The organism is uncultured Maritalea sp. (genome assembly GCF_937139385.1).
GTDB classification, from domain to species: Bacteria; Pseudomonadota; Alphaproteobacteria; order Rhizobiales; family Devosiaceae; genus Maritalea; species Maritalea porphyrae_A.
In genome coordinates, this window is the sequence record NZ_CAKZPW010000200.1 from 1 (window position 1) to 2,895 (window position 2,895).

The 2,895-nt window shown below is 47.7% G+C and carries 3 protein-coding genes and 1 tRNA gene; 3 read left to right on the forward strand and 1 reads right to left on the reverse strand.

The window, feature by feature from the left end; translation table 11 throughout:
- Positions 1-166: 166 nt before the first annotated feature.
- The 3 genes from Q0231_RS08640 (at position 167) to Q0231_RS08650 (ending at position 2,443) form a co-directional block, all read left to right on the forward strand.
- On the forward strand, positions 167-616 hold the full coding sequence (locus Q0231_RS08640; RefSeq protein WP_269394351.1) for a D-Ala-D-Ala carboxypeptidase family metallohydrolase: 450 nt from the start codon (positions 167-169) through the stop codon (positions 614-616).
- Between the two features lie 116 nt (positions 617-732).
- Positions 733-808, forward strand: a tRNA-Glu gene (locus tag Q0231_RS08645).
- Between the two features lie 144 nt (positions 809-952).
- Positions 953-2,443: a glycosyltransferase family 39 protein gene (locus Q0231_RS08650; RefSeq protein ID WP_299347173.1), complete on the forward strand. Its 1,491-nt coding sequence runs from the start codon at positions 953-955 to the stop codon at positions 2,441-2,443.
- Here the strand turns inward: Q0231_RS08650 and Q0231_RS08655 are convergent.
- Positions 2,437-2,895, reverse strand: a 459-nt coding sequence (locus Q0231_RS08655) for a helix-turn-helix domain-containing protein (RefSeq protein WP_299347175.1), incomplete at its 5' end; no start/stop codon positions are given. The genes Q0231_RS08650 and Q0231_RS08655 overlap by 7 nt on opposite strands.

The window sequence follows — 2,895 nt, forward strand, 5'->3', positions numbered from 1 at the left end:
GATCTAGCGCCAAAAGAGCCATGGGTTTCCATGCCGAATATTGGTGAATGGTAATTGGTGCGTTTCCAAAAACAGTAAAATCTTAACCATGCTTCTTGACCGGCGATTAGGCATCGCCGGGCTATCTTAACGGCTCGTTTTCCATTTTGAAATTTGCGAGTCCTAGATGCGTGTGTTCATTGCCCTTTTGCTGAGTGTGACTGTATTGGCAGGTTGCGCCTCTCTTGGTGGCTTCAAAGGCGGCACAAACTACCAGAAGAAATATGGGCTCTATGTGGAGCACTCCAAAATTCAAACTTTTTGTTTGTTGCCCAAATTGCGGTTTGTGTTGTGGAAGGCCGAAATGCACTTCAAACGTGCTCCTGTTGTGTCTTCGGGCTATCGAAACCCGTTCCATAACTGGAAAGTGGGCGGTGCTTGGGGCTCATATCACCAGAAATGCATGGCCGCCGACATCTTTATTCCTGGGGTTTCAAAATCAAAGTTAATCGCATTTTTGAAAAAAACAGGCGAAGTTGGCGGACTGGGTTGTTATCCGGGTCGGAAATTTGTTCACGTCGACATTCGTGGACGGCCACGCGGCTACAAGCACCCGGTGCAATTTAAAGGTTGTTGAGTTTTTTCCACTGGTTAGGACCCAAAATCCGCATTTTTTTGAAAAAAAACAAAAAAAATGAAATTGCCTCTTGCGTCTTTCGTTCTGGCCCAATATACGGTCCACACAGTTCGCAAGCGCCCTTCGTCTAGTGGTCTAGGACGCTGCCCTTTCACGGCGGAAACACGGGTTCGAGTCCCGTAGGGCGCACCAACTCTTTAAGAGTTTTGCGAAACAAGAAACCGGCCTTTATGGCCGGTTTTTTTGTGCGCGAATTTATACGACCATATAGATTGCTACCAATAAAACCTGTAACCAATGTCCAACTATCTTGGCAGCGGATAAGGATAAACGGCAATGAAACGGCTTGTTCAAACGATTGCGCAAAAGCGCCTGTTACCGCTTGTGCTTGTCGCGCTTGTTTTTATCGCTGCCAAAATCATTTTTGCACTGATAACGATCGTTGCAGCGGACGAAGCCTATTACTGGGTTTGGGGCGAAAATCTCGCCCTCTCCTATTTTGATCACCCGCCGTTAAACGCATGGCTCATTGGTCTCACGAGCATTTTTTTTGACAACAATGTATTTGCGATGCGTTTGCCGACGTTTCTAACGTTCGCTGGCACGCTTTACGTCTATTGGCTGTTTGCGCGTCGACTTTTCCCTAAAGCGCCTGAGAGAGCATTCTTACTTACAACAATTGGCTTTTTGGCGTCTCCAACTTTGTTTGCTTGGACGTCGATCGTTTATAACGACCATTTGCTGATTTTCCTGTCTCTAGCCGCCACATATGCGTTCGCCGACTATTTTAGCGCCTATTCAACAGATGAACGAACGTCAACAAAGCCGCTTTATGCTGGCGCTTTGCTTTTGGGCCTCGCCGCCTTATCAAAATACAATGCGGCATTCTTAGGCGTCAGCATTGCCGCGCTAGTCATTGCCCATCCTCGCCTGCGTACACTGTTGTTGCGCCCACACATATTTGTTGCAGGTTTGCTTTGTGTGCTGATGCTTACCCCGGTATTGCTGTGGAACATCCAGCACGATTTTGCTTCGTTTGAATTGCATTTGGTGGACCGGTATGATCAACCGCTGTTCACTTCTTTCAAAGCCGACACCTTTATTCGTTATTTGGCGTCCACATTTATCTATTTTGGTCCGGTTTTGATGATTCCACTCGTCGCGATCTTTTTCAGGCAACGCGACCTTGATCAATTTGGCAACATGACCATCTGGATCGCACGCCTCATGATTGCATTTACGTTTGTGACTTTTATGGCCCTGTCGACCCGAGGCGCGGTGCATTGGTACTGGGGCGCAATTGCCTACGCCTTGATGCTACCGTTTTTGCCCATTTTGCTGAAGAATATGTGGCTTTTTGGCGTACACATCGTTCTTGGGCTAACATTCGTTGTCTATGCGACCGTAAACTATAGCTACGCCCCTGTTGAGCTACTACTTAGTGGACAAAGCTCCGAGGTAGCACGCGTTTATGGTTGGCCTGAAGCTGGCGAACTTGCGGTTCAACTTGAACGTAAACATGGCCCAATTTACCTTGCTACAACTGGCTATCCAACCGCTGCCCAATTGGCGCACACACTTGATCGAACAGACATCTATGATCTTGACCCGCGCCCCTCACATTTTAGCTTTGTGGAACGCAAAGCCATCGCGCCCGGCGCCGACGCTGTCATTTTACATGATCAGTTTGGTAATTTAGAAGGAACCGCTGCTCGGTTTGAACGCTTCAACAAAATTGAGACGTTTGTGTACGCCGCTCATGGCGTAGAAATCAATCGTTTCGAATTCTATCTTGGCGAAGGCTTTATTGCTGCCCCTGATCAATAAAAATCGCGCAATAGTCGATAATACCAAAAACGTTCTTCTTCATCGAACATTTGATCGAGCTGTTTTGGTGACAGCCCGGTTATGCGCTTAACATCGCGACCAAGGTGCGATTGGTCCGCATAACCATTTTCGAGCGCGATTTGAGAAAGATTGATGTCGCCCTTCCCCCGTTTTTCCAAAAAACTCTTGTACAGCTCTTCACCACGCGCATGAGCAGCAATTTGGCGATGGGAAAGCCCCGTCCATTGTTTGATGCGACGTTGCAATTGGCGTGCACTACGCCCCACCCCATTTGTAGCAAGTTGCGACAAACTGCGATTCGCCCAATCAAACAACCCGTTGGGGAGAACGGCATGCTTGGGCCGCCTATGTTCCCAAATGGGTGCAAGCAATTTCTGAAGGTCTAGAAATTCTAGATCTATATTACCGTTTGGCGTGAAGACTTTAAAACA

Excerpts from the sequence above, each read along its gene's own strand:
- Q0231_RS08640 (WP_269394351.1), top strand. The coding sequence starts at position 167 with ATGCGTGTGTTCATTGCCCTTTTGCTGAGTGTGACTGTATTGGCAGGT.
- Q0231_RS08650 (WP_299347173.1), top strand. The coding sequence starts at position 953 with ATGAAACGGCTTGTTCAAACGATTGCGCAAAAGCGCCTGTTACCGCTT.